Here is a 23,230-nt window from a genome sequence, read left to right as displayed (position 1 = left end):
GCGCGCGGCTCAGAAGCCGGCGCTGATCGACACGCTCCAGGGATCGCCCTCGAAGCGGTTGCGCACGCTGAATTCACTGAGGTACCGGAACGACACATCCACGTGCTCGCCCCCGGGCCACTTCTTCCCATAGGTCAGCACCGGTCCGGCACCGAACGCGCGACCCTTGAAGCCGTTGAGCCGGTCGGCCAGGTCTCCGTCGTCGTCCTGGACCTGCTGCAGCCAGCCCGCCGCCGCGCCGAAGCCCCAGCCGCTGGGCGTGCGCTTGACCAGCAGTGCATCGGTGCGCAGTACCAGGCCGTTCTTGTAATCGGTGTCGTCGTTGCGGCTGTACCAGTCCATGCCGCCGAGCACGCTGAACTCCAGCGTGCCCTTCTGGAACAGATGGGTGTACCCCACCGCCGGCGACACGGTCCAGACATTGAGCCCGGGGTTGGCCAGCTTGCCCGGGGTGTACTTCGCCGTGGGTGCGTACACGTACAGGCCGAACGAGACGTGCTGTACCTGGTCGATATGGAAACCGGCAATCACTGGTGCGAAATACACGTCGAACAGGTTGGACGCACTGTCCTGCACGCGCACCTGGTTGCCGAGCGGGCCCTGCAGGCCGGCGGTCACATCGGCATCGATGTAGGGCACGGTCAGCATCGTGGCGAAGTTCCACCTGCCGGCCTTGGTCGGCCACACGTACACCCCGGTGGCCGCGGTCAGGCTGACATCGGCTTCCAGCCCCAGCGAAACCTGCCCGGCGATGGGTGCCGGTCGGCTGCCGCCGATCCTGCCGTCATAGTGCACGTAGCTCAATGACCACTGCATTCCCGGCTCGGGCGGAATGACGCCCACGTACGAGGTGATCTGCATACCGGTGATGGAGCGCCCCAGGCCGCCTTCGACAGCGTGCGCCGGCAGCGCGGCCACCAGTGCCAGCGTGCCCAGCAGCACGGCAGTGGCCACGCAGCTGCGACGATAATGCGAAGCGGATGGGCAGGTCATGGCAGTCACCTCATGCGGTTGTGGACGGTGGGCGCGGTGGCGGCGCATCAGCGTTCCACGCAGCGGAAGCCGACGTGGCAGGTCGAGGTGTCGATCGGCTGGGCCATCCGCGCGGCGGGCCGGTAGCGGCGGCAGTAGTTGGGCGCGCACAGGTGCGAGCCGCCCTTCATCACCCGCCGCGGGATGCCGCTGCGGTCGGCCGGGTCGTGGCTGCGCTGGCGCTCGCCGCCGCGCGGGTTGTCGATCGCGCAGCAGGCCCTGCTCTGCAGCTGGTCGTGCTGCTGATACCAGTCGCTGGTCCACTCCCACACGTTGCCGATCATGTCGTACAGCCCGTAACCGTTCGGCGGATAGCTGCCCACCGGCGAGGTCCAGCGGTGCCCGTCTTCCTCCACGTTCATCCACGGGAACTCGCCCTGCCAGGTATTGGCCTGGTGGCGCCCGCGCACGGTGAGGCTGTCGCCCCACGCGAACTCGCTGGGCTCCTGGCCGCCACGTGCGGCGTACTCCCACTCCGCCTCCGTGGGCAGGTCCTTGCCGATCCATTTCGCGTACGCCTGCGCATCGGCGAAGGTCACATGGACCACCGGGTGGTCATCCAGGCCGTCCAGTTGGGTGAAGGGTCCGCGCGGATGGCGCCAGTTGGCGCCTGAAACGTAGTGCCACCAGTTGTGGGTATTGGACATGTCCACCGGGCCGGAGGGCTGCACGAACACCACCGACGAGGGCACCAGCAGCGCCGGATCCGCACCCGGGTAATCGCGCGGATCGGCCGGCCGCTCGGCAGCGGTCACATAACCGGTGGCGCTGACGAAGCGCGAGAACTCGCGGTTGGTGACCGGATAGCGGTCGATCCGGAAAGGCGCCACCCGCACCTTGTGCGCGGGGCGCTCTTCCGGGTAATGGTCGTTGGAGCCCATCAGGAAGACCCCGCCGTCGATCTCGATCATGGTATCGGCCACGACACTCATCTCTTCCCCTCAGCCGAATGGCGCAACATTGAAGGTCATGCTCACGATCGCCAGCAGGCCAAGCAGCCAGAGCAGGCCTGCGGTGATCAGGGTCAGCGATATCGGGTAGTGGCTTTCGCCGTGGATCAGGCCTTCGCCCATCATCAGGGCACGCTCGCTGCGCAGCTCCTTCATGTAGCGCAGGTGGTAGACGATGCCCAGGGTCAGCATGACCATGCCCAGCGCGACCAGGGCCACGCCGAAGTTGCGTGGCGCATGCGGGCGAAGCATGGTGCCCGGCACGTCCAGCATGTGGCCGAAGAACTGGTAGATGGTGAAGCCGAATCCGATCAGCGACAGCGCGGTGCGGATGATCGACATCAGCGTGCGGTCGGCGCTCATCCGCGTCCGCTGGAACGACATGCCGGTGCGCCGCGAGGACAGCTCCAGCGAGGCGGCATCGGTGCCGCCCAGCGTCTGCCGCGCCTGCTCCAGGGAGATGGCGCGTTCCGACAACGCGCGTGCAGGGTCTTTTTCCGTCATGGCGTGGAGTCCTTGCGGTGGTTCGGGTGGCGACGGATCCAGAAGCGGGCCAGCCGGTCGAAGGGACCGCGCAGCACCAGGTACGGGAGGAAACCCAGTACCACCGCAAGCACGAACGCCTCATTGGGATAGCGGAACCCGCCGAACACGCGGACCTGGTAGATCACGTCCATCACCACGCCGAGCAGCAGGATGCGTGCCGTTGCGGTGACGCCTTCGCGCCATTTCGCGCGACGCTCAGGTTCGGCGCTATGTGCCATCAACCATGCGTACGGCGGTTTGCCCGAACGCGCATCGCGCACCCCATCGATGGCTGCCGTGATAAGCGCCATGGTCGGCTGCAGGAAGAACCGGAAGCTCATCGGACCATCGGTCCGGCCTACGAGGTCAGTCCAGAAACGCGTCAGGAAATCGATGACGAGGAGCATTGGCCGGTTCCCTTGCACAGGTCTCCAGCTTGGCCGGGGTGGCCCGGACACACATCGGGATACGTACTGCACCGCCGTCAGTATTTTTACTGCGATGGTGACGGCGCGACGCAGCGGTATGCTCGACGTGCATGAGCCAGGACAGCTACTCATTGATGCGCGGCGGACTGGTGCACCGCCTCCTGCGTGCCAGCGGGGCGCTGCATGGGACCCGCCGTCTGTCCTGGTGGCTCGCCGGCGCGCTGCTGGTGGTGGCCTTCGTGCCGTTGCTGCTGCTGGCCGGCAGGGGGGACATGGTGTGGCCGCGTTCCCAGGCCATGACGCTGCTGGGCGACTACGCCACCCTTTTCCGCCTGCTGCTCGCCCTGCCACTGCTGGTGCTTGCCGCGCCGCGCGCCGACGCGCTGCTGCATGGCGCCCTGCGCCAGCTTACTCATGCCAGCCTCGTCCATCCCCGCCGCCAGCCGCGGCTGCAGGCACTGTTGTCCAGCATCCGTCGCTGGCGCGACAGCCGTTGGCCGGAGCTGGCGTGCATCGTGCTGGCCCTACTGCCTGTGTTGCTGCACGCTGACGTGGTCGGCCCGCTGGGCGGTGTTCCGGACTGGCGCGACCACGCTGGAGTGATGACTCCTGCCGGGTACTGGTACGCGTGGGTCGCCATGCCGTTGTTCCGGCTGGTCGCACTGCTGTGGCTGTGGCGGTTTCTCCTGTGGGCGATGCTGCTGGCCCGACTGCCATCGGTAGGCTTGACCCTGCACGCCGAACACCCCGACCGAACCGGGGGGCTGGCATTCCTCGGCGTGGCGCAGGAACGTTTCAGCATGCTGGGCGCGGCAGGCGCGCTGGTGGTTTCGGGCGCCTGCCTCAACCACATGATCTATCTGGACATCCCGCTCCACGCATTGCGGCACCTGCTGGCAGGCTACGTCATTGGCGCGACCCTGCTGCTGGTTGCCCCGCTGCTGCTGCTCACGCCTACGCTCATCCGCGCGCGCCGCCACGCGTTGTACCGGTTCAGCGCGTTGGGCAACCGCGCGGCGGCGTCATTTGATGATCGCTGGAAGGCTGCCAGCGAGGACACGGCCAGCACCGAATCGCTGCTCGACCACAACGACGCGTCGGCCTTCGCCGACTTCAGTGCGGTGTATCAGGGCACGACGGCCATGTCGGTGGTACCGGTCACGCGCTGGACCCTGATGGGAATGGCACTTCCCACGCTCGTCCCGCTGCTTCCGCTGGCGCTGGTGGCCATGTCGGTGGACGATCTGGTCGCGAAACTCGCGGGCATGCTGATATGAACCCATCCACCGCCTACAGCGAGCGCGAAACGAAGCGTTCGCCACGCAGCGCGGCCTGCACGGCCAGCGCCAGGTCGTCGCCGGCATCGGACTTGAGCACATAGCTGCACGGGCCCAGGGCCATGGCCTGGTCCACCATCTGCGGCTCGGCATGCACGGTGATGAACACCACGCCCAGTACCGGCCGCTGCACGCGCAGCCGCCGCGCCGCTTCCAGGCCGTTGAGCTCGGGCATGGCGATGTCGGTCACCACCACGTCGGGCAGCATCGACTGCGCCGCCTTGACCAGCGAGGCGCCGTCCTGCACCAGGCCGATCACCTCGAACTGTTCGGCAAGCAGGCCACGCAGTTGCCGGCCCATGGCGGAGCCGTCTTCGGCAAGCAGCACACGGGCAGCATTCATGGTTCCCGCCAGGTCGACGCGTTCCCTGATGGTGTGCCGTGCCTGTCCACCGGACAAGGGAAAAACAACCGGACGCGGGCAAGTAAATCTACTTGCCCGCGTCCCGTATGCAGACGGTGCTCAGTGCCGGATCAGGCCTTCGTGTTCGGCCTTGCGCACCAGTTCCAGCGTGCCGTGCACGCCGAGCTCCTGCATGATCGCGTACTTGTGCGATTCGATCGTGCGCACCGACACCCCAAGTTCGTAGGCGATCTGCTTGGAGCGCAGGCCGCGCGCAACGTACTCCAGGATGCGCAGCTGCTTGTCGGTCAGCACGTACTGCTGCCGGCCCGCATTGGTGATGGCATCCACCGCCAGGGTCGGGGTCACATACGTGTGCCCGCCCATCACGCCCGCCAACGCCCGCACCAGTTCCTCACCCGCCGCACTCTTGAGCACATAGCCGCGGGCGCCGGCGCGGATCGCCTCGGCGGCGACGCTCGACTCGTCATGCATGGTGAGGAACACCACCGGCATCTCGTAGCCCTCTTCGCGCATCCGACGCAGTGCCTGGATGCCGGTGAGGCCAGGCATGCTGATGTCGGCCACCACCACGTCGGGAGGATCCCGACGCACGGCCTCGACAAGCTCCTCGCCCGAGGACACCAGCTCGATCGAATCGAACCGGCCTTCCAGCAGATGCTCGATGCCCTGCGCCACCACGCGGTGGTCGTCGGCCAGCACTACCCTGCGATACCGGCACTCCGCCGGCGAATACGAAACCTGCATGTTGTCGTCTCCCGTGGCATCAATCGTCCCCTGATTGAAGTGCTCTGCGGGCCAGCGGTAGCGCTAGCCCCGCACAACGATTCGACCTTGATGGTGCCGACGTGATGGCGCCGTGACGTTGTTTCACACTGTGACGGACGTTCAAAACAGTTCAGCCACGCAGGGTATCCCGGGGGCTTTCGCCGAACACGTCGCGGTACATCACCGAGAACCGCCCCAGATGCGCAAACCCGAAACGCGTCGCCACCTCGGTCACCCCGACCGAGCCCCGGGCATGCCGCAGGGCACTGCGGGCCAGGTTCAACCGCGCCAGCTGGTGCCAATGGCACGGGCCATGTCCGTAGGCATCACGAAACAGACGCTCCAGCTGGCGTTCGCCCACGCCCAGGTGCCGGGACAGTGCCCGGCTGTCATAGGGATTGTCCAGCTGCAACTTCAGGTAGGCCTCGGCCTGGCGCACGATGGCGTCGCGGCGGCGCTCGTTGCAGCTGCCCAACCCCCGCCGTTCGGGTCCGCCATCGGACGCCGCCACGGCATCGATGAACACCCCGAGCAGGGTGGATGCCTGCATCTCCAGCTGCTCGGGCGGAACGATCCCCTGCCAACCGGCGGCGTCCTGCAGTACCGTGAACACCCCTTCGCGCAGGTTGCGCGCGTCCGTGGGGGCCGCCGCGCGGCTGTACCAGCCGACCCGCGGCAGCCGCAGTTCGCGCCCGACCCGCTGCACCGCTTCACGCTGCAGCACGGTGCGCGGAATGAGCATCACGGCCCATTGCCAGCCCCCAGGACTGGGGCGCACGTTCAACTCGCTGTCCTCGGCAAACACCATGATCTGGCCCGCCTCGATCCAGCGTCCGTTGGCCCACATGGGTTGCGCGCACGTGACGGCCAGCGCCAGCGCGATCATGCCTTGGCTGAAGCTGCCACTGGCAAAGATCGGCAGCGTGTAGGCGCCGCTGTCCAGACTGAACTCGGGAAAGACCAGGCGCTGCACGCAGGCGCGGAAGTGGCCGGCAGCCAGCAGCCGCTGTTCGAAGCGGGTATCGCGCACCACCCCCAGCAGGGCGTCCGCATCAAAGCCGTCAACGACAAAACGGCTGTAGGGGGACATCGGTTCGTCCATCGCCAGCTCCCGGATGCGTCGGAATGTGGATAGCGCGCGTCGAGTCAACCTGTTCTCATCGGCGCGATTGTGGGGCTGTTACGACATGGCGACAAGTCGTGCCGCCGGCCCCCCAGCCGCGAGCGGTTGCAGTCCGTTGCTCACCCCGAAAGTCGTACCACGTTATGGCGCATGGATTGCAAGTGTGGCGATCCCGCGCATCTCCCCCGAGGTGCAGAGTGCAGGCCAGCAGCCAGGTGAACCAGGTCGGCGCGACACCGCCCGACACCGCCCGCAACCGCTTGTCCTCACGCCGGAGTGAGCGCTTCACATCGTCTCCACTGGATGTGCGCATTCTCATAACAAACGTGCTCCCGCTCCTCCTCGGCTGCATGCTCGGCCAGTGGCTGCCCACGCTTGCCCCCAACCCGCAGCTGCATGTGCTGTGGATACCCGGCCCGGTATTGCTGGGCTGGCTGCTGTTCACACCGCGCAGCCAATGGCGCGGGTGCATCCTCGCCGCCTGCGCCGGCACCGTGCTGTCGTTGCTGCTGGTGCCGCTGTCGGCACTGCCACGCCTGCTGGCCAGCTTGGGCGAGTTCGCCATGGTGGCAATGGTGGCGTGGCTGCTGTTGCGCTGGCGCGGCGAGCGCGCTGCGCTGGAGGACTACCGCGACCTGACCCTGTTCCTGCTGCTGGCCTGTGTGCTGCTGCCCCTGTGCGGGGCGTGGTGGTACGCGCTGGCGCTGGGTGGACGCGGTCCTGCGCTGGCGCCCGCCACGATGCGCGAGTTGGCCCTCACCAGCAGCGTCAGTTACCTGCTGATAGTGCCGGCCCTGGTCAACGTGGCCCGCATCCTTGAAGCGCCCGAGCGCCGCCACGGCTGGCATTGGCAGACGCTGGGCCTGGCCCTGCTGCTGCTGGGCCTGCTGGTGGTGCTGTGGACGGTGGATTGGCAGGACGGGGTCGTCACCCCGCTGCTCACCCTGGCGCCGATTCCGCTGCTGGTATGGGCACTGATCGTGTTTGGCATCGCGGGGGCATCCTTGACCATGGTGGTCGTGGCGGTGCTGGGGATGCAGCTGGGCCTGGAAGCGATGGGACCGTTCGGCTTCTGGACGCCCGAGCGCAACCTGCTCACCGGCCAGGCCTGGACCCTGTGCACGGGGTTCGCACTGCTGTTCCTGGGCGCACTTTCCGAGCAGAAGCTGTCCAACCGGATAAAACTGCAGCGTGCGTACGCGCGCCTGGGCGAGGTCACCGGGCGGATGCTGGTGGTGCAGGAAGAGGAACGCACCCGGATCGCGCGCGACCTGCATGACGACGTCAACCAGTCGCTGGCCGCGATCTCGATCCGGCTCAGTACCCTGCGCAACCACATCCCGCCTGCCGAGCGCCCCAGCGTGGTGGAACTGCAGGACCAGCTGCTGTCGGTGTCCAACGACATCCGCGCCATCTCGCACGAACTGCACCCCAGCATCCTGCGCTTCACCGGGCTGGCCAGTGCGCTGGATGCGTTCTGCATCAAGCGCAACGCACGCGGACGGCTGCGACTGCGCTGCAGCATCGAGGACGCGCCACGCCTGAACGACGAACAGGAGCTGAGCCTGTTCCGGATCGTCCAGGAAGCGGTCAACAACGTGGACAAGCACGCGCGCGCCAGCGTGGCCGACGTACTGGTGTGCGTACGTGGGCAGAACGTGGTGCTGCGGGTGGATGACGATGGCGTGGGCATCCTGGCCAGCCACCTGCGGCGCACGCCCGGGCTGGGCCTGATCAGCATGGAAGAACGCGCACGCCTGCTGGCCGGCACCCTGCACGTGGGCACCAGCCCGCTCGGCGGTGCGCGGATCGAGGTGCGCTTTCCCCTGCGCGATGCCGCGCCGCGTGGTGCGGCCGGCCAGTAGAAACAACCCTACGGATGGAGGTGTCCATGCCCGCTCATCGCAAGGCGTCCTGGCTTGCCGTCGCGCTGTTGGCCGGCTGCGCCACCGGCCCATTGACCAGCCCATCACCGGCGCTGCTCCCCTCCGCGCTGCCGCCACCGCCGGCGCCCGTTCCGGAGCTGCGCCCGGGCGTGCCCGCCGGCTATCTGGGACGTGCGCTGCCCGACAGCCTGGTCCTGCTGCCGCCGCCTCCCGCCAAGGGTTCGCCCGGGTTTGCCCGTGATCAGGCGACCAGCCGGGCATCGCAGAAGTTGAAATCCAGTCCGCGCTACGCACTAGCCAGCCGCGATGCCGACCTGCGCTTCCCGCAGGTGGCCAGCACGTTTTCCTGCGCGCTGGGGGTGCCGATCAGCCAGCAGGATACGCCGCGCCTCTACCTGCTGCTGCAACGCACCCTCGTCGATGCGGGCCTGGCCACGTACGCGGCCAAGGACCATTACAAGCGCACACGGCCGTTCGTGTTCTACAAAGAGAAAACCTGCTTCCCGGCCGACGAAGCCTCGCTGCGCACCGACGGCTCCTATCCTTCCGGGCATACCTCGATCGGCTGGGCCTGGGCACTTCTGCTGAGCGAGCTGAGCCCGGCCCAGGCCGATGCCGTGCTCGCGCGCGGTCGTGCATTCGGCGAAAACCGGCTGATCTGCAACGCGCATTGGCAGAGCGATGTGCTGCAGGGGCGTGCGGTCGGCGCTGGCGCCGTCGCGGTGCTGCACGCCAATGAAACCTTCAACGCGGATATGAGGGCGGCCCGTGCCGAGATCGACAGCCTGCGCGGCAGCGGCGTGGTGGCCCAGGACTGCGACGCCGAGGCGACCGCATTGAAGGTGAAGATCCCCGGCGTGGAGTAACCACCGCGAAGGCAACAAACCGTCCCGCTGCTGGCAGGCTGCGCGCAGCCAGCCGGCATGGCATGCTCGGCGCCCCACATTCCCGTTGCAGAGCGTACGCCATGGCACAGGTCAGGATTGTTTCCGACGGCCCCAACTACCGTCACCAGATCCAGGCCGGTGCACACCACGTGGTGGCCGATGAGCCTGCCACGCTCGGCGGACAGGGCGCGGGCATGGCGCCGTTCGAGCTGTACCTGGCGGCGCTGTCGGCCTGCACGGCCATCACCCTGCGCATGTATGCGGAGAAGAAGGGCTGGGACCTCGGCGAGTTCCGCGCCGAACTGTCCTCCTCCCGCGACGCCGACAACCGCCTGCTGGTCCACCGGGTGCTGCATGCCAGCGGTGCGCTTGATGACGCGCAGTGGCAACGGTTGCTGGACGTCGTGGAACGGACGCCGGTGACCCTGGTGATGCGCGAAGGTGCGGTGATCACCAGCGAGCGGGCTGCCGGCTGAGACGGATCGCAGGCGAGAAATGGCCTGGCTCGCTGCCCCCTGAGCGATGACGGGGGAGACATCCCGCGGTTGACAGCGAGCCAGGACAAAGCGTGCCGGTCACGTGCTCCTGGACCTCCAGGGCCCTGTCCACGCGTTGGCGCTTCGTGGTCATTAGAACGCTGGGGTGGACGCGCAGGCGCTTCGATCCGGCAGCACGAACGTGCGTTCCGGCAAGACGAGGGAGGAATACGGCATGTGGATGCGCAATTCCGGCACGTTGCCGGAAACGTGCCTTCAGGCCGGGATGCCCGCCGAGGCAGGCGCACGCATCAGGGTGTCCCGGGGCAGCTCACCGAACACGCGCCGATAGTTGTCGGCGAACCGCGACAGATCCCACAGGCCACAGCTGAGCGCCACCGCCTTGACCGACTTGCGGGTGGCATCGGCCATCGACAGGCCGCGGCATGCGGCGCACAGCCGCAGCATCGACAGGTACCGGTTGGGCGAGGTGCCGAACAGGTCCTCGAAGGCATAGCGCAGGGCACGCTCGCTCACGCCCGCTGCGGCGCAGATTTCGTGCATGTAGATGTTGCGCCGCAGATTCTGCCGCATGAAGGATTCGGCGCGCTGGGAGATCAGATAGTGCGCGCGGCGCGCACGGGAATTGGCCGCCCGGCTCTGGCCCTGGGCCGCGAGCAACGCCTGCACGTGTTCGTGCAGCAGCAGCGCAGCAGCGTCAGCAGGCAGGGCCGGATCCGCGCCGCCAAGCCATGCGGGAAGCTGCGCGTAGCGCCCGGCAAGCCCGCAACCGCTGGCGCCCGCATCGAACAGCGACAGTGCCTGCCCGAAAGGCAGGTTCGAACGCAGGCTGAGTTCGGTGAGTTTGCGCTGCACCCGCTGCATGGGCGTAAGCAGGAAGCTGAAACGGCTGCCGGCACTGAACGCGAATTCACTGGCGCCTTCGGGAAACACCGTCAATGCCGTACCCGCGCCCAGACTCACGCCGTGGCACCAGCTTCGCGATGGGTCGGTCTCGTGGATGAAACCGAGCAGGCACCATTCCGGCGGCAACACGAAGCGTCCGCGGAAGTGGAAACCGCAGGTGACCGTGCAGAACAGCGATTCATCATGCACCTGCGACTGGATCGATGCGCGCGGCCCGTTGTCGTCCAGCAGCACCATTTCCAGTTCGCAGACCCGGAGCACACCGCTTAATGACGCCAGGTCATGCTGGCGTAACGCGGTACCGTGAATCTCCTGCACTTCACCATCGGCCATGACAGCGGTTTCCCCGTTTGGCGTGGACTCCACGATGGTCGCCATCCACCGTGCAGACCCCTTCCTGGTTTGCTGGGCATTCCCCCCTTCGGAATGCGTCGCTGGTTCTACCGGACACATATCGGTGTGTTTTCGCGGAGTTTCTGCGTGAAGGTGTTTACACGGCGTCAATATCCTCCATTCACTTGATGTCCATGGGGCCATCACAGGGTGGCATGTAGCACCCTGCCGATTTTGTGCATCCGCCGGGGCCAGCAGTGGCGGAACATCGTCCGACGTGCCCCGCGCGCAAGGACGCTTCCCATGGCCGCTCCCCTCCAGCTGCTGCACCCCAGGCCGCCACCGATGACCCTCGTCCTCTACGCCCCGGCCAGCCACCTGGCCGCCCTGCTCGAAGCCCGGCTCCCGGTCGGTATGCGCGTGCACTGGCAGGACAGTGCCGCGCCGGCGGGTGCCCTCGACGTCCATCGTCGCAGCGGCCCCTGCGTGGTGCTGCTGGATTATCTGCGCGGGGCCGCCCAGGCCTCCAGCGAGCTGGCCAGGCGGCTCCAGCGGAGTCATCCCGACCTGCCGCTGGTCGCGGTCGGGTCGACCTCGTCGAAGGAGGAAGATGGCATTGTCGCGGCGGTGCGGGCGGGCCTGCGCGACATTCTCGACCTGGAAGCGAGCACCGCTGAGATCGACGCCGTGCTGCGCCGCGCCGCCGCCCTGCCTGCCGATGTTCCCGACCTGCCTGCGCCGGGCGCCGCGAAGGCCCGGCTGATCCTGCTGCTGGGCGTACGCGCCGGGGTCGGCACCAGCACGCTGGCCACCCATCTGGGGGTGATGGCGCAACAGCTCGCCGCGCCCCGCGCCGGAGAGGAGAACGCCACCGACACCCTGCTGGTCGACCTCGGCCATCCGGCCGGCGATACCGCGCTGTACCTCAACGTGGACAGCCAGTTCCACTACGAGGATGCGCTGCGCCATGCCAATCGCATCGACGCCAACCTGGTCCGCACGGTAGTGACCCGGCACGAAGGCGGACTTCACCTGCTGGGACAGCCGGCAAGCGGAGATGGCGGTACCCTTGCCGATCCGGCGGTCCTGATGCAGCGCCTGCGCGGCGTGTTCGGCACGGTGCTGTGCGACCTGGGTGGTGTTCCGGTCCGCCAGGTTCCCCGCTCCCTCCTCAATGGTGCCGACGAGATCTGGCTCGTCGCCGACCCGGCGATCGGCACGCTGGTCTCACTCGACCAGGTGTTGAAACACCTGGACGCCATCGGCAGCCGCGACGCGCGCCTGCAGTTGGTCATCAACCGCCACCACCAGGGCGGCGGACTGGGCCCGGCCCAGATCGCTGACCGGTTCGGCCTGCCGCTGCTGGCTACCCTGCCCTGCTGCGAACGCCTGCGCACCAGCGCCAACCATGGGCACCTGCTGTTGCACGATGCCCCCCGCGCGCCCTACCTGCGCGCGCTCGCGCCCTTGCTGGCGCGCCTGTGCCCTGCCGCGCCGCCTGCGCGGCCGCACACCCCGCTGGAAACTCTCATGCGCTTCCTGGACAGCCGTCAATGGAAAAGAAAGTAGCCCCGCTCGGCCCGGTCGCTGCGAATGCGGATTCCGTGCCGGCGGATCCGGCAGCGGACCCCCGGGTGCCGTTCGCGCAGTCCGAGGACTTCCTGCGGGTGCTGGCCGCTGCCCATGAGCACCTGCTCAACAGCATCGAGGATGGCCAGGTCGACATCGACGCCTGGTCGCCGGTCACGGTAGCCCGCTACGTAACCACCCAGACCGACCGGTTCGTGCAGGAATGGCGCATCCCGGTCAATGCCGCCGAAATGGAAATCGTGGCAGCCGCGCTGGTCAAGGAACTGACCGGCTTCGGCCCCTTGGAAGACCTGCTGCGCGACCCCGCCATCGATGCCATCCTCATCAACGGCTACCGGGATATCCAAGTCTCCCAGGCCGGACAGCTGGTGCCGATCAACCAGCGTTTCACCGATGATGACCACCTGCTGCGGATCCTGCGCCGTATCCTGGCCCCGCTGGGGCGCCGGCTTGACGAAGACTGCCCGATCGCGGACGTGCGCTTGCCCGCTGGTGGCCATCTCAACGCGATCATCCCGCCGCTGGCGCTGGATGGCCCGGTGGTCTCCATCCGCAAGTTCCGCAGGACCCCGTTCACCTGTGACGAGCTGCTGCGCATGGGCACGTTCGATCCCGCCGTGCATGCGCTGTTGAACGCGATGGTGCTGGGCCGCTGCAACGTCCTCGTCTGCGGCACCGCCGATTCGGGGAAAACCGCGCTGCTCAACGCCATGGCCGGATACATTCCGGCCGACGAACGCATCGCCACCGTCGAGGAGGTTGCCGAACTGACCCTCAAGCACCCGCATGTAGTGCGTCTGGAAAGCCGCGCAGCGGGCACGGACGGCCAGGGCGCGGTCGGCATCCGCGAGCTGATGCGCAGCAGCCTGGGCATGCGCCCCGACCGGATCCTGGTGGGTGAACTGCGCGGCGCCGAGGTCATCGAGATGCTGCAGGCGATGGCGACCGGGCACGATGGCTCCATGGCCACTGTGCGCGCCAGCTCCGCGCGCGACTGCCTGCAACGGCTGGAGATCCTGGCAGGACTCGCGGGCTTCCAGGGCAGCGAAGAGAACGTGCGTCGGCAGATCGCCAGTGCGGTTGATTTCGTGGTGCATGTCCAGCGGCTGGGCAGCGGTCGCCGCGTAGTGGCGTCGATCAGCGAGGTGACCGGCATCAACGACGGCGCCATCGGCACCCGCGAACTGTTCCATCACGAACTGCAGATCGATGCCGATGGCCGCGAGCAGGACCGCTGGGTCGGGATCGACCTCCAACCCCGCTCCAGCAAGCTTGAGGCATTCCGACGGCAGCTGCGCCAGGCACGGGGCAGCCGTTCCTGATGCCGGGACAGACAGAAACGGCGGCCCTGGGGCCGCCGTTTTCTGTCCTCACACGCCATTGCGTGATCAGGCCGCGGCAGCGACCTGCGCGCTCTGGCGCTGCACCAGCGCATTGAAGCGCGCCAGCGAGCTCAGGTGGTGGTGGATCGAGGCCAGCCAGCCGTTGCGATGCCAGGCGAGGACGATGGCGTCGGGCAGCTTGGCGAACTTCTCGACGTCCACCACGTGGAAGCCGTTCACCGACATCTTCTCACCGCTGGGCAGGGTCACGTCGATGCTGCGCTCGACCAGCAGGTCCTGTTCCTTCAGCGCGGCGCTGAACTGGCGGGTCTGTTCGTATTCGCGGGTGAAATCAGCGCAGAACTTCATGGCGTTGTCGACCAGTTCGGTCGCCTTGCCATCAATGAACAGCGGCTCGCCTTCGTCGCTGACGCCCTGGTTGACCTGTTCCGAATCGGCATCCAGCGCCAGCAGGAAATTATCATCCTCGGCCTGCACGAACACGAACGGATAGCGGCGCAGGTAGGCCGGGGCGTAGGTGTCATCGGCCCACTTGCCGTCGGTCACGAACAGGTTGCGGCGGGCCAGGCCCACGGCCACGATCGGCGAGGCATCCTGGCCGGTGAACAGGATGGGGAAATGCTGGGCGGCCATGCCGAATTCGCCGATCACCGCCGGAATGGCGTTGGTCTCGGCGGCGAACGCCAGCGAACCCGGACGCAGGCGCCAGTTGGCGTGCTTGTCCGATTGCAGCGGCAGCGGCTGGCGGTAGAACAGCGGACCGGAAGCCTGGGCCGGAGCGGCCGGCGGAGTAGTCGTTTCAGCAGTCATGAATTTGGTCAGGTACGACGCGCCATACAGCCCGGGCACGAAAGCGGGCACCGCATTGATCGACCACTATAGCGTGGCTGTTTTGCAGCCGGCTACCGCCCGGTGAATTCGCTGCACTGCAGCAACACGGGCCCGGGGGGTCAATCCCGGCCCTCGAAACGAGCCGGTCGCGACGCGGTGCGTGGTCATGCCGGCACGGGATGGGTAATGATCACGGCAGCTACGCGACGCCCCCCCCATGCACGATCCCGCCTGCCCGCCCCGCCTGTTCCGCCTGCTCAACCCTGTGCTGATGGGGGCCGCCTGCCTGGCACTGGCTGGCTGTGCCGAGCAGGGGCCGGCGGCGGCGGTGCACGAACTGACCCTGCTTGCCGAACCGGTGGCCACTGCGGCGCCGCTACCGGGGGGCGACCACGTGCTTCGGCGCGTGCATTTTCGCGACCGCCACGGGGAAGGCCTGCTGGTGCTGGAGCGAAGAGACGAAACCCATGAGGATGCCGACAGCGGCAACGTGCTCGAGGTCGCAGTGCTGACTGCGCAGCTGCATGCCCGGTCGGACCCGCGCGGGGCCTGGAGCAAGCAATGGCAGCGTCAGATCCGCCAGCCCTGCGCCGGACTGGACCTGGAAGCGGGCTGGTTCCTGGAGCACGTGGGCGTGACCGACCTGGATGGCGATGGCCAGGCAGAGATCACGTTGGCCAGCCACACGTTCTGTGGGGGCGGCATCGACCCGCACCAGCTGCACATCAGCCTGATAGACGGCGGCACCGGCTACGGAATCGAAGGTGAAACGCGGGTGTCGCTGCCCGGGGAGGAGCCCTTCGGCGGCGAACACCACGGCAGCGCGAACCTGGCGACCGCGCCGGCAGCGTTCGTGCAGCACCTGGAGGCGCTGTGGTCGACGCTGCGCGCTCAGCCGATCACGATGTAATCGCTGACCTGCTGGATGCCTGCATGCGCAGCGCGCACCAGCTGTACATGGCGGCCCCCCACCTGGTCGATGGCGATGCAGTCATCCACCTCCAGCAACGCGTCGGTATGCGGCTTGTCCCAGCGCGCATCCTGCAGCGCCTTGGCCTTGCGCCGGGCCGCCGCCAGGTCGGGCGCGACCAGCAGCAGGTAATCATGCGCCTCGCCCAGTGCGCCGGGCACATAGCCACCGAGATTGACGAAGAACAGCCGGGGCTCGTCCGCCGCCGGGGCGGCGTCGCCAAACGCTACCCGATAGTCCTCGACCCCATCGACGGCCAGCCAGCCATCGACATGCAGCCCCTTGGCCTCGCCAAACCAGTCCCGGCGCAGCTGCGGATACGCATCTTCGATGCGTTCAACGTTGGCGAACGCCACGTCATGGACTTCGATCCGCGCGCGGGCATGACGCCCACCCAGCATGAACACGTGCAGCACCACCGGCTCCTTGGTCGACTCCGGCCACCAGTGTAGCGGCGCCCACCCCGGAGCCACCACGGCGGTGGTATGGTCGGGGCTGGCAACCGCAGGAGCGACCCATGACGACCCGTTCGCGCAACGTGCTTCCGCTGGTGGCCCTGGCCACCCTGTCCCTGTCCGCCTGCGCCACCGCGCCCGGGCCGGAAATCACCGGCAGCGGCGAATGCCACGCCGAAGGCCTGACCTGGGCCATCGGCAAGAATGCCGACGAAGCGACCATGCGCACTGTCTTCAAGCAGAGCGGCGCCGGCCTGATCATCCCCATCGGCCCCGGCTCCACCGTCGCCACCCGCGACCACCGCCCCGACCGCCTGCGCGTCTACCTCGACAAGGACAACATCATCACTGCAGTCCGCTGCGAGTGATGTTGGTTCAAGCGCGTCCGGCGCAGAGCAAGAGCAAAAGCCCTGGTCTGCGAACGTCCTCGGCTTGGCCGGCGGGTGTGGGTTTGCGGGACACGCCGCAAGTACGTCCATGTAGGCTCGTTCGCGCCATCCATGGCGCTCTACGGTCCCGCAAACCCACCCCCGCCAGCCATTGACAGTTGGCCGGTGACCCACGGAAATCAAATACAACGGCAACGGCAACGGCAACGGCAGCGACAGCGGCTACGCTGTCGCTTCTCCCTAGGCCACCGGCTCACTGTCAATGGGTCGGCGGGCATGGGGGTACGGGGGCTTTGCGAAACATGGATGTTTCGCAAGAGCCCCCATGGATGGGTTTACGGCGCCCCCCGTACCCCCATGCCCGCCGGCCCAAGCCAGGCAAACTCGCAAACCAAGGCTTTACCGCCCTTACCGCTTTACCGCTTTCAGCGCGACAAACCCACAAGAGAATCCTCACTGATCTCGCGAATGTTCCGCGCACCGGTCAGCGTCATCGCCACGCGCATTTCCTTCGCGATCAGATCCAGCAGGTTGGCCACGCCGGCCTCGCCGTGAGCCGCCAGCGCATACACGAACGCGCGGCCAAGCAGGACGCCGTCTGCACCCAGCGCCAGCATGCGTACTACGTCCAGCCCGCTGCGGATGCCTGAATCGACCAGGATCTCCACCTCGCCCTTGACCGCACTGGCGATGGCCGGAAGCGCGCGCGCCGTCGACAGCACCCCGTCCAGCTGGCGGCCGCCATGGTTGGATACCACGATGCCATCGGCGCCGAAACGCACCGCATCGCGCGCGTCTTCGGGATCCAGGATGCCCTTGATCACCATCGGCCCCGTCCAGAACTCGCGGATCCATTCCAGGTCCTTCCACGAAATGGAAGGATCGAAATTGCTCCCCAGCCAGCCGATGTAATCGCCCAGCCCGGTGGGATTGCCGCGGTAGGTCGAGATGTTGCCCAGGTCATGCGGGCGCCCACGCAGCCCAACGTCCCACGCCCAGCGTGGGTGGGTCACGGCCTGCAGCATGCGCCGCAACGGCGCGTTGGGGCCGCTCATCCCCGAATGCGCATCGCGGTAGCGCGCGCCGGGCGTGGGCATGTCCACCGTGAACACCAGCGTGGTGACCCCTGCCGCCTTGGCGCGTTCCAGCGCATTGCGCATGAAACCGCGGTCCTTGAGCACATACAGCTGGAACCACATCGGGCGACCGATGGCCGGCGCCACCTCCTCGATCGCGCACACCGACACCGTCGACAGCGTGAACGGAATGCCGCGGCTCGCCGCCGCCCTCGCCGCCTGCACCTCGCCCCGTCGCGCAAACATCCCCGTCAGACCCACCGGCGCCAGCGCCACCGGCATCGCCATGCGCTCGCCCAGCAGCTCCGCATCCAGGTTGAGGTCGGCCACGTTGCGCAGGATCCGCTGGCGCAGCGCGATCCCGGCAAGGTCCTCGACATTGCGGCGCAGCGTGTGCTCGGCGTAGGCGCCGCCGTCGATGTAATGGAACAGGAACGGCGGCAGCCGGCGTTGCGCGGCGGCGCGGTAATCGGTGGAAGCGGAAATGATCATGGTCCAACCATGGAGAAGCGTTCACGATCCGCCCATTAGACCAAAGATCTACGCCCCCACAGCGGATTGGCTGCCTAACCGCAGCACGGACTGGCCGGCCCCTTGAGCTCCACCCCATTGCCATCGGGGTCGCGCAGGTAAAGCGACAGCCCATCGCCTTCCGCCCCCAGGTTGCTGCTGACCTGCCCATCCACCGCCACCCCGTGCATCGTCAGGTGCTCGCGCAGCGACGTCTCGTCGAACGGCTCGATGCGCAGGCACAGGTGCTCAAGATTGCGCCCCTGCACGCCGGCCGCCGGACCGCCACGGCTGCCCAGTGCACCCTCCACGCTCACCAGGTCGATCATCGAGGATCCTGCATGCAGGTGCACCATGCCCAGCGTTGGGCGCTCGCGCGCTACCGTGCAGCCCAGCACGTCACGATAGAAGGCCACCGCACGCTGAAGATCCTGTACCCGCAGCACCAGGTGATCAAGGCGTTTGATCTCGAACGGACGTTCGCTGCTCATGGTGACTCCAGCTTTTTTGCCAATCGACGGAACACCGTCAGCACGATCACGCACATCACGCTGACCCCGATCGCAATCACATATTCCCCGATCCCCACCGCGATGCCGATGGCCGCGGCCATGATCAGCGAACTGGCCGTGGTCAAACCGCTGACCTCATCATCGCGGTTGCCACGCAGGATGGTGCCTGCCGCCACGAAGCCAACGCACGCCACCACCGCCTCGATCAGGCGTACCGGATCCACCTGCAGCAGGTCACGGTAGCGCTCCTGCTGGAAATGCTCGGCGATGCTGTCGCCCAGGCCGACGATCAGCGCGGCCGCGCCGGCAATCAGCATGTGCGTGCGCAGCCCGGCCGCATGCTTGCCCAACTCCCGCTCCAGGCCGAGCACGCCACCAAACAACATTGCTGCGGCGATGCGCAGCAGAATCGACAGATCCTGTTCCAGTCCCATCCAGCTCTCCTCGGCAATGCCTCAAGCCTTGCGTGAGCGTCGTGGGAGTGCCGTGAAATCCGGCGTGAGCATGGCGTGCAGGAGCGGGCCAGGCCCGCCCCTGCCCCACGGTGTTTACTGGGCCAGGTAACCGCCATCGATGGCGTAATACGTACCGGTGGCGAACGACGCGTCGGCACTGGCCAGCCAGGCCACCAGCGCTGCCACTTCTTCCGCCTTTCCCAGCCGGTTCAGCGCGTGCTTGGCTTCCAGCGCCTTGCGTACGGTCGGATCCATCTTGTCGAGCAGCGGCGTGGCAATGAAGCCCGGGCCCACCGCGTTGACCCGGATGTTGTCGCCCGCGTGTTCCCAGGCTGCGGTCTGGGTCAGGCCCACCACGCCGTGCTTGGCGGCGACATAGGCGGCCGAATTGGCGAACCCGACCTGGCCCAGGATCGAGGCCATGTTGATGATGCTGCCGCCCTTGCCGCCCTTGCGCAGCGCCTGGATCTGCGCGCGCTGGCACAGGAACACGCTGTTGAGGTTCACGTCGATGACGCGCTTCCAGCCGTCCACCGGGTACTCGCCGCTGGTCGCCGACGGGCCACCGATGCCCGCGTTGTTGACCGCGATATCCAGCCCGCCCAGTTCCTGCACCGTGCGCTGTACGGCCGCGTCCACCGCCGCTTCATCGGTGACGTCCAGGGCGATGCCGATCGCATTGACGCCACGACCACGGATGGCCTCGGCGGTCTTCTGCACCGCGTCGTCCTTCAGGTCCCACACCGCGACCGCCGCGCCGGAATCGGCCAGCAGCTCGGCCACGGCCAGGCCGATACCGGAAACGCCACCGGTGACGATGGCAACCTTGCCCTTGAGTTGGTAATCGATCATTGCACTGCCTCTGCTTGGGTACCTCACTACCCTACGCCCCGGATGCGTTACACAACGTGCACGCAGCGCCCCGCAACAATGCTTCCCATCGCTGCAACGCACCCGGGCCTATGCTGGGTGTCGTATCCCCTGCACGACTTCCCTTCCCCAAGGCATCGCACATGACACAGTCCCCAGACGGTACGTTGTTCACCCCCACCCGGCTCGGCGCGATCGAGGTCGGCAACCGCATCGCGATGGCACCGTTGACGCGCAACCGCGCGATCGAAGGCCGCGTGCCCAACCCGCTGGCCATCCAGTACTACGAGCAGCGCGCCAGCGCCGGCCTGATCATCGCCGAAGCGACCCAGATCAGCCCGCTCGGCCAGGGCTACCTGGACACGCCCGGCATCTACAGCCAGGCCCAGATCGATGCGTGGCGCAAGGTGACCGATGCGGTGCATGCGCGCGGCGGCCGCATCGTGCTGCAGCTCTGGCACGTGGGCCGCATCTCGCACACCAGCCTGCTTCCGGACGGCGAAGTGCCGGTGGCACCCAGCGCGCTGCGCGCCAATGGCAAGACCTTCACCGCAAAGGGCTTCGAGGATGTCTCCGAGCCGCGCGCGCTGCGCCTGGACGAGATTCCCGCGCTGATCCAGGACTTCCGCCAGGCTGCACGCAACGCGATCACCGCCGGTTTCGACGGCGTGGAAGTGCATGCCGCCAACGGCTACCTGATCGATCAATTCCTGCGGGATGGCAGCAACCTGCGCACCGACGAATACGGTGGCAGCATCGAAAACCGCACCCGGCTGCTCGACGAAGTGGTGCGCGCGATCGCTTCGGAAATCGGCGCAGAGCGTACCGGCGTGCGCCTGTCGCCGGTGACCCCGGCCAACGATGCGCGGGATTCGCAGCCGCAGCCGTTGTTCGAACGTGCGGTCGAGCGCCTGGATGCCATTGGCGGCCTGGCCTTCGTGCATGTGATCGAAGGCGCCACCGGTGGCCCGCGCGACAACATCGCGTTCGATTACGCGGCGCTGCGCGCGAAGTTCAAGGGCCCGTGGATCGCCAACAATGGCTACGACAAGGACAGTGCCGAGCAGGCCATCGCGTCCGGCTATGCGGACATGATCGCGTTCGGGCGCGCCTTCATCGCCAACCCGGACCTGGTCGAACGCCTGCGCCTGGGCGTGGCACTGTCCGACCTCGATCCGGACACGCTGTATGGCGGCGGCGCCAAGGGCTACACCGATTACCCGAGCGTGTCCGGGTAATCGCCCTCGGCATCAGTACACCGGCAACGAAATGAACGACGCGTTGCCCGGTGCATGCCACACCTGCTGGGTCGCCTTCTGGTAATCGCCGGGCTTGGCCAGGTAGATGTTGGGCACGAAGGTCTGCGGATTGCGGTCGTACAGCGGGAACAGGCTGGACTGCACCTGCACCATCACCCGGTGGCCCGGCTGGAACACGTGGTTGGCGGTGGGCAGGCCGAATTTGTAATCGAGCACCTGGTTGGAGGCGATCGCCTTGGGTTCACTGAAGCTTTCGCGGTAGCGGCCCCGGAAGATCGCCATCGACACGCCCAGCTCGTAACCGCCCATCTCCGGCGTCGACGGCACCTGGTCCGGATACACGTCGATCAGCTTCACCACCCAGTCACTGTCGCTGCCGCTGGTGGCCGCCTGCAGGTTCACCTGCGGCGCGCCGCCGATCCGCAGCGGTTCGGTGAGCGGCTCGCTGACGAAGGTCAGCACGTCGGTGCGGCCATCGACGAAGCGCTGGTCCTTGACCAGCCAGCTGGTCCACATGTCGCGGTCGGCGAAGCGCACCGGACGCGGCGCGAACGGGACCGGCTTGGCCGGGTCGGAAACATAGGCTTCGTACGTGGCCTCCCCCGCCTGCGGCGCTTCGAACGAGAGCTTGCCGCCGGCGCGCAGGTACAGCGGTCTGGTCTGGGCAGCGGTTCGCGGCCACTGCTGCAGCTTGTCCCAGTGGTTTTCGCCGGTGTTGTAGATCAGCACCGGGGGCGTATCGGCCTTGGCCGCGCCATCGACCAGGTACTGGTCGAAGAACGGCTTGAGCACGTCACGGCGGAACTGCAGGGCGGTATCGCCGTTGAACTTCAGCGCGCCCAGGCTGCTGCCGTCATAGTTGACCTGGCTGTGCCGCCACGGGCCCATGACCAGATAGTTGAGCGTATTGCCGGTGTCACGCGGCTCCATCGCGGCATAGCTGTGCACCGCGCCCCACATGTCTTCCTGGTCCCACAGGCCCTGCAGCCACATGGTGGGGACTTTCAATTCGGTCTTGGCCATTCGCGCATCGAGCGCCTGTTCCTGCCAGAAGGCATCGTAGGCCGGGTGTTCCACCAGCTTGTGCCACCACGCCAGCTGTTCCAGGCCATTGGCCTTGGCATAGTCACCGGCCGAGCCGGCACGCAGGAAGGTGGTGTAATCGTCGTAGCCGGTGCTGGGAATGGACGGGCCTTTGCCGCGCTTGGCAAGCTGGCCGGTGAAGTAGCCGAAGTTGACCTGGCGGAAGGCGCCGTAGTTCAGCCAGTCATCGCCCATCCAGCCATCGATCATCGGGCTCTGCGGCGCGGCGACCTTCAGCGCGGGGTGCGGGTTGGTCAGCGCCATCACCACGGTGAAGCCTTCATACGAAGAGCCCAGCATGCCGACCTTGCCGTTGCTTTCGGGCACGTGCTTGACCAGCCAGTCGATGGTGTCCCAGGCGTCGGTGGCATGGTCGACCTTGGTGGCATTGAGCGGGCCACGCAGCGGCCGGGTCATCACGTAATCGCCTTCAGAGCCGTACTTGCCGCGGATATCCTGGAACACGCGGATATAGCCGGCATCGACGAACACTTCGTCGCCCTGCGGGAGGATGTCGCGCATGTGCGGCGAATCGATGCGCTTGGCGCGGTTGGCGGCGTCGTAGGGCGTACGGGTCAACAGCATCGGTGCATTGCGCGCGCCCTTGGGCACGACGATGACCGTATACAGCTTGGTCCCGTCGCGCATCGGAATCATCACTTCGCGCTTGTCGTAGTCATACCCGGCGGTAGGGGTGACGAATCCCTTGGCCGGAATATCCGGCGTCATCGGTGCGGTCTGCGCCGACACGCTGGCGGCAATCATCAGGCTCAACAGCATGACAGGCACGACACGAACACGCATGGCTCTCTCCGGGAAGGTGATGGCGACCGACCTCCGCAGCCTAGCGA

24 protein-coding genes are annotated in these 23,230 nt (G+C 67.1%); 9 read left to right on the top strand and 15 right to left on the bottom strand.

The window, feature by feature from the left end; genetic code table 11:
- Positions 1-9: 9 nt before the first annotated feature.
- From ACQG3P_RS00120 to ACQG3P_RS00105, 4 genes are read right to left on the bottom strand one after another with little or no spacing between them, the layout of a single operon-like run.
- Positions 10-993, bottom strand: a complete 984-nt coding sequence (locus ACQG3P_RS00120) for a SphA family protein (RefSeq protein ID WP_217538128.1) — start codon at positions 991-993, stop codon at positions 10-12.
- 47 nt (positions 994-1,040) lie between these two features.
- Positions 1,041-1,964 (bottom strand): formylglycine-generating enzyme family protein, encoded by a 924-nt coding sequence (locus ACQG3P_RS00115; protein ID WP_426803791.1) that lies wholly within the window; start codon positions 1,962-1,964, stop codon positions 1,041-1,043.
- A gap of 9 nt (positions 1,965-1,973) precedes the next feature.
- Complete coding sequence (locus ACQG3P_RS00110) at positions 1,974-2,486, bottom strand: YidH family protein (RefSeq protein WP_426803790.1); 513 nt, start codon at positions 2,484-2,486, stop codon at positions 1,974-1,976.
- A complete protein-coding gene (locus ACQG3P_RS00105) occupies positions 2,483-2,914 on the bottom strand; it encodes a hypothetical protein (RefSeq protein WP_426803789.1) in 432 nt (143 codons plus the stop codon). The genes ACQG3P_RS00110 and ACQG3P_RS00105 overlap by 4 nt, the downstream gene beginning before the upstream one ends.
- Before the next feature lie 131 nt (positions 2,915-3,045).
- Here ACQG3P_RS00105 and ACQG3P_RS00100 point away from each other — a divergent pair, with 131 nt between their 5' ends.
- Positions 3,046-4,212 carry a hypothetical protein gene (locus tag ACQG3P_RS00100; protein WP_426803788.1) on the top strand — a complete coding sequence of 389 codons (1,167 nt, stop codon included), beginning with the start codon at positions 3,046-3,048 and terminating at the stop codon, positions 4,210-4,212.
- A gap of 13 nt (positions 4,213-4,225) precedes the next feature.
- On the opposite strand, the gene ACQG3P_RS00095 is transcribed toward ACQG3P_RS00100, so the two are convergent.
- The 3 genes from ACQG3P_RS00095 to ACQG3P_RS00085 form a co-directional block, all read right to left on the bottom strand.
- Positions 4,226-4,615 carry a response regulator gene (locus tag ACQG3P_RS00095; RefSeq protein WP_217538539.1) on the bottom strand — a complete coding sequence of 130 codons (390 nt, stop codon included), beginning with the start codon at positions 4,613-4,615 and terminating at the stop codon, positions 4,226-4,228.
- Between the two features lie 120 nt (positions 4,616-4,735).
- On the bottom strand, positions 4,736-5,383 hold the full coding sequence (locus ACQG3P_RS00090) for a response regulator (RefSeq protein WP_093535842.1): 648 nt from the start codon (positions 5,381-5,383) through the stop codon (positions 4,736-4,738).
- A 151-nt stretch (positions 5,384-5,534) separates the two neighbouring features.
- Positions 5,535-6,494: a helix-turn-helix domain-containing protein gene (locus tag ACQG3P_RS00085; RefSeq protein ID WP_426803787.1), complete on the bottom strand. Its 960-nt coding sequence runs from the start codon at positions 6,492-6,494 to the stop codon at positions 5,535-5,537.
- 359 nt (positions 6,495-6,853) lie between these two features.
- On the opposite strand from ACQG3P_RS00085, the gene ACQG3P_RS00080 reads away from it, so the two are divergent.
- The 3 genes from ACQG3P_RS00080 (at position 6,854) to ACQG3P_RS00070 (ending at position 9,776) form a co-directional block, all read left to right on the top strand.
- Positions 6,854-8,392, top strand: coding sequence for a histidine kinase (locus tag ACQG3P_RS00080; protein ID WP_426803786.1), 1,539 nt, complete (start codon positions 6,854-6,856; stop codon positions 8,390-8,392).
- 26 nt (positions 8,393-8,418) lie between these two features.
- The gene (locus tag ACQG3P_RS00075; RefSeq protein WP_426803785.1) at positions 8,419-9,279 is read left to right on the top strand and encodes an acid phosphatase; all 861 of its coding nucleotides are present in this window, start codon (positions 8,419-8,421) and stop codon (positions 9,277-9,279) included.
- Positions 9,280-9,380: 101 nt separating this feature from the next.
- Entirely contained in the window at positions 9,381-9,776 is a 396-nt protein-coding gene (locus ACQG3P_RS00070) for an OsmC family protein (protein ID WP_068852528.1), read from the top strand.
- A gap of 276 nt (positions 9,777-10,052) precedes the next feature.
- On the opposite strand, the gene ACQG3P_RS00065 is transcribed toward ACQG3P_RS00070, so the two are convergent.
- Positions 10,053-11,036 (bottom strand): helix-turn-helix domain-containing protein, encoded by a 984-nt coding sequence (locus ACQG3P_RS00065; protein WP_426803784.1) that lies wholly within the window; start codon positions 11,034-11,036, stop codon positions 10,053-10,055.
- A 303-nt stretch (positions 11,037-11,339) separates the two neighbouring features.
- Here ACQG3P_RS00065 and ACQG3P_RS00060 point away from each other — a divergent pair, with 303 nt between their 5' ends.
- Both ACQG3P_RS00060 and ACQG3P_RS00055 read left to right on the top strand, forming a co-directional pair.
- On the top strand, positions 11,340-12,605 hold the full coding sequence (locus ACQG3P_RS00060; RefSeq protein ID WP_426803783.1) for an AAA family ATPase: 1,266 nt from the start codon (positions 11,340-11,342) through the stop codon (positions 12,603-12,605).
- Entirely contained in the window at positions 12,590-13,948 is a 1,359-nt protein-coding gene (locus ACQG3P_RS00055) for a CpaF family protein (protein ID WP_426803782.1), read from the top strand. Before ACQG3P_RS00060 ends, ACQG3P_RS00055 begins: the two co-directional genes overlap by 16 nt.
- A gap of 66 nt (positions 13,949-14,014) precedes the next feature.
- On the opposite strand, the gene ACQG3P_RS00050 is transcribed toward ACQG3P_RS00055, so the two are convergent.
- Positions 14,015-14,779 carry a SapC family protein gene (locus ACQG3P_RS00050; RefSeq protein ID WP_426803781.1) on the bottom strand — a complete coding sequence of 255 codons (765 nt, stop codon included), beginning with the start codon at positions 14,777-14,779 and terminating at the stop codon, positions 14,015-14,017.
- Between the two features lie 238 nt (positions 14,780-15,017).
- Between ACQG3P_RS00050 and ACQG3P_RS00045 the strand changes: the two genes are divergently transcribed.
- Positions 15,018-15,710: a M949_RS01915 family surface polysaccharide biosynthesis protein gene (locus ACQG3P_RS00045; protein ID WP_426803780.1), complete on the top strand. Its 693-nt coding sequence runs from the start codon at positions 15,018-15,020 to the stop codon at positions 15,708-15,710.
- On the opposite strand, the gene ACQG3P_RS00040 is transcribed toward ACQG3P_RS00045, so the two are convergent.
- On the bottom strand, positions 15,692-16,186 hold the full coding sequence (locus ACQG3P_RS00040; protein ID WP_426803779.1) for a DUF1543 domain-containing protein: 495 nt from the start codon (positions 16,184-16,186) through the stop codon (positions 15,692-15,694). The two genes, ACQG3P_RS00045 and ACQG3P_RS00040, sit on opposite strands and share 19 nt — an antisense overlap.
- A gap of 101 nt (positions 16,187-16,287) precedes the next feature.
- Here ACQG3P_RS00040 and ACQG3P_RS00035 point away from each other — a divergent pair, with 101 nt between their 5' ends.
- Positions 16,288-16,593, top strand: a complete 306-nt coding sequence (locus ACQG3P_RS00035; protein WP_217538531.1) for a hypothetical protein — start codon at positions 16,288-16,290, stop codon at positions 16,591-16,593.
- A 446-nt stretch (positions 16,594-17,039) separates the two neighbouring features.
- Here ACQG3P_RS00035 and lldD read toward each other — a convergent pair whose 3' ends face one another.
- The 4 genes from lldD to ACQG3P_RS00015 form a co-directional block, all read right to left on the bottom strand.
- Positions 17,040-18,182 carry an FMN-dependent L-lactate dehydrogenase LldD gene (gene lldD, locus ACQG3P_RS00030; protein ID WP_426803778.1) on the bottom strand — a complete coding sequence of 381 codons (1,143 nt, stop codon included), beginning with the start codon at positions 18,180-18,182 and terminating at the stop codon, positions 17,040-17,042.
- Positions 18,183-18,256: 74 nt separating this feature from the next.
- On the bottom strand, positions 18,257-18,691 hold the full coding sequence (locus tag ACQG3P_RS00025) for a VOC family protein (RefSeq protein WP_426803777.1): 435 nt from the start codon (positions 18,689-18,691) through the stop codon (positions 18,257-18,259).
- The gene (locus ACQG3P_RS00020) at positions 18,688-19,146 is read right to left on the bottom strand and encodes an MgtC/SapB family protein (protein ID WP_068852546.1); all 459 of its coding nucleotides are present in this window, start codon (positions 19,144-19,146) and stop codon (positions 18,688-18,690) included. The genes ACQG3P_RS00025 and ACQG3P_RS00020 overlap by 4 nt, the downstream gene beginning before the upstream one ends.
- Before the next feature lie 114 nt (positions 19,147-19,260).
- On the bottom strand, positions 19,261-20,019 hold the full coding sequence (locus tag ACQG3P_RS00015) for an SDR family NAD(P)-dependent oxidoreductase (RefSeq protein WP_068852549.1): 759 nt from the start codon (positions 20,017-20,019) through the stop codon (positions 19,261-19,263).
- Positions 20,020-20,180: 161 nt separating this feature from the next.
- On the opposite strand from ACQG3P_RS00015, the gene ACQG3P_RS00010 reads away from it, so the two are divergent.
- Complete coding sequence (locus tag ACQG3P_RS00010; protein WP_068852552.1) at positions 20,181-21,275, top strand: alkene reductase; 1,095 nt, start codon at positions 20,181-20,183, stop codon at positions 21,273-21,275.
- 12 nt (positions 21,276-21,287) lie between these two features.
- On the opposite strand, the gene ACQG3P_RS00005 is transcribed toward ACQG3P_RS00010, so the two are convergent.
- Positions 21,288-23,183, bottom strand: coding sequence for a CocE/NonD family hydrolase (locus ACQG3P_RS00005; protein WP_426803776.1), 1,896 nt, complete (start codon positions 23,181-23,183; stop codon positions 21,288-21,290).
- Positions 23,184-23,230: the final 47 nt, after the last annotated feature.

The sequence above is a fragment of the Stenotrophomonas sp. SrG genome (assembly GCF_050031795.1).
GTDB lineage: Bacteria > Pseudomonadota > Gammaproteobacteria > Xanthomonadales > Xanthomonadaceae > Stenotrophomonas > Stenotrophomonas rhizophila_A.
Note: the sequence above shows the minus strand (reverse complement) of the source record. Positions and strands in the feature narration are given on the sequence as shown.

What these genes read in the sequence shown, in the direction of transcription:
- ACQG3P_RS00025 (WP_426803777.1), bottom strand. Translation starts at nt 18,691, where the DNA reads ATGAGCAGCGAACGTCCGTTCGAGATCAAACGCCTTGATCACCTGGTG.
- ACQG3P_RS00075 (WP_426803785.1), top strand. Translation starts at nt 8,419, where the DNA reads ATGCCCGCTCATCGCAAGGCGTCCTGGCTTGCCGTCGCGCTGTTGGCC.
- ACQG3P_RS00115 (WP_426803791.1), bottom strand. Translation starts at nt 1,964, where the DNA reads ATGAGTGTCGTGGCCGATACCATGATCGAGATCGACGGCGGGGTCTTC.
- ACQG3P_RS00005 (WP_426803776.1), bottom strand. Translation starts at nt 23,183, where the DNA reads ATGCGTGTTCGTGTCGTGCCTGTCATGCTGTTGAGCCTGATGATTGCC.
- ACQG3P_RS00100 (WP_426803788.1), top strand. Translation starts at nt 3,046, where the DNA reads ATGAGCCAGGACAGCTACTCATTGATGCGCGGCGGACTGGTGCACCGC.
- ACQG3P_RS00070 (WP_068852528.1), top strand. Translation starts at nt 9,381, where the DNA reads ATGGCACAGGTCAGGATTGTTTCCGACGGCCCCAACTACCGTCACCAG.
- ACQG3P_RS00010 (WP_068852552.1), top strand. Translation starts at nt 20,181, where the DNA reads ATGACACAGTCCCCAGACGGTACGTTGTTCACCCCCACCCGGCTCGGC.
- ACQG3P_RS00095 (WP_217538539.1), bottom strand. Translation starts at nt 4,615, where the DNA reads ATGAATGCTGCCCGTGTGCTGCTTGCCGAAGACGGCTCCGCCATGGGC.
- ACQG3P_RS00110 (WP_426803790.1), bottom strand. Translation starts at nt 2,486, where the DNA reads ATGACGGAAAAAGACCCTGCACGCGCGTTGTCGGAACGCGCCATCTCC.
- ACQG3P_RS00050 (WP_426803781.1), bottom strand. Translation starts at nt 14,779, where the DNA reads ATGACTGCTGAAACGACTACTCCGCCGGCCGCTCCGGCCCAGGCTTCC.
- ACQG3P_RS00035 (WP_217538531.1), top strand. Translation starts at nt 16,288, where the DNA reads ATGACGACCCGTTCGCGCAACGTGCTTCCGCTGGTGGCCCTGGCCACC.
- ACQG3P_RS00085 (WP_426803787.1), bottom strand. Translation starts at nt 6,494, where the DNA reads ATGTCCCCCTACAGCCGTTTTGTCGTTGACGGCTTTGATGCGGACGCC.
- lldD (WP_426803778.1), bottom strand. Translation starts at nt 18,182, where the DNA reads ATGATCATTTCCGCTTCCACCGATTACCGCGCCGCCGCGCAACGCCGG.
- ACQG3P_RS00055 (WP_426803782.1), top strand. Translation starts at nt 12,590, where the DNA reads ATGGAAAAGAAAGTAGCCCCGCTCGGCCCGGTCGCTGCGAATGCGGAT.
- ACQG3P_RS00105 (WP_426803789.1), bottom strand. Translation starts at nt 2,914, where the DNA reads ATGCTCCTCGTCATCGATTTCCTGACGCGTTTCTGGACTGACCTCGTA.
- ACQG3P_RS00065 (WP_426803784.1), bottom strand. Translation starts at nt 11,036, where the DNA reads ATGGCCGATGGTGAAGTGCAGGAGATTCACGGTACCGCGTTACGCCAG.
- ACQG3P_RS00015 (WP_068852549.1), bottom strand. Translation starts at nt 20,019, where the DNA reads ATGATCGATTACCAACTCAAGGGCAAGGTTGCCATCGTCACCGGTGGC.
- ACQG3P_RS00020 (WP_068852546.1), bottom strand. Translation starts at nt 19,146, where the DNA reads ATGGGACTGGAACAGGATCTGTCGATTCTGCTGCGCATCGCCGCAGCA.
- ACQG3P_RS00120 (WP_217538128.1), bottom strand. Translation starts at nt 993, where the DNA reads ATGACCTGCCCATCCGCTTCGCATTATCGTCGCAGCTGCGTGGCCACT.
- ACQG3P_RS00090 (WP_093535842.1), bottom strand. Translation starts at nt 5,383, where the DNA reads ATGCAGGTTTCGTATTCGCCGGCGGAGTGCCGGTATCGCAGGGTAGTG.
- ACQG3P_RS00045 (WP_426803780.1), top strand. Translation starts at nt 15,018, where the DNA reads ATGCACGATCCCGCCTGCCCGCCCCGCCTGTTCCGCCTGCTCAACCCT.
- ACQG3P_RS00060 (WP_426803783.1), top strand. Translation starts at nt 11,340, where the DNA reads ATGGCCGCTCCCCTCCAGCTGCTGCACCCCAGGCCGCCACCGATGACC.